Consider the following 788-nt stretch of genomic DNA (forward strand, 5'->3'; position numbering starts at 1 on the left):
CAGGAGGCGATCCTAGACAGCGCCTTACGAAGCTGGAACGACACACAGCATCTCACGGTGGTAGCCGGTGCCGACGCCGCTCCCCTGTTGAACCAGTGCATGCCGGAGCTCACCTCGCTTCTGGCACTGCGGCGCTGGATCAACAACAATCAGCCGCGCTGGCGTCAGGGTCAGGAAACACGTCCCACCTGACGGCGCGTCAGATTATCTCGCGGGGGAAGATACAGCCGCGGATAACCGGCCCGAACTATGTCGCCTCAGAGACGATGACGCGCCCTGAGCAGGATCCTCACTGCGCCCTTGTTGCGTTTATGCGTGTGAACCACCGCAAGGATAAGGGGTCGCAGATCGCCCCGCTCCAGCCAGTGGGGTAATTCCTGACGGATCACGCCCCCCTCCTGACCGCTGCCGAGCCCGGTAATCACCTCCACACAGCGAATACCCTGCTTGCTTGCGGCGTGCAGAAAATGATGGAGCTTGTAAAAGGCATCCTGAGCAAAATGCCCGTGCAGGTCGAGCCGCTTCTGCGGCTTCATCTTGCCGGTCGCCAGAGCATTCCATGACGTTGTATCCAGACCCGGCTGCCGCCCGTTGATTTCGAGGCGGTCATGGGTAATGGCGGGTTTTGCGACAGGCGTTGCCACACGCATGACCTCACGCACTACATAGCGCGGCGCTGGCGAAGTCTTGCTGGTCTCAACGTCTACAGCGCCGGCGGCGTCACGCTGGGTGCTGCGCCCCGACGCAACGGGACGCATGTTTTTACCCCTCGACGCAGCACCGGAGCG

1 protein-coding gene and 1 pseudogene are annotated in these 788 nt (G+C 61.9%); one reads left to right on the top strand and one right to left on the bottom strand.

The features are described from left to right. Positions 1–192 (top strand): annotated as a pseudogene (locus tag P792_RS37560) (hypothetical protein); the annotation flags it as partial. A gap of 65 nt (positions 193–257) precedes the next feature. On the opposite strand, the gene P792_RS0118730 reads toward P792_RS37560, so the two are convergent. Continuing rightward, positions 258–758: a Smr/MutS family protein gene (locus tag P792_RS0118730; RefSeq protein WP_023978441.1), complete on the bottom strand. Its 501-nt coding sequence runs from the start codon at positions 756–758 to the stop codon at positions 258–260. Positions 759–788: the final 30 nt, after the last annotated feature.

The sequence above is a fragment of the Asaia sp. SF2.1 genome, assembly GCF_000505765.1.
GTDB classification, from domain to species: Bacteria; Pseudomonadota; Alphaproteobacteria; order Acetobacterales; family Acetobacteraceae; genus Asaia; species Asaia bogorensis.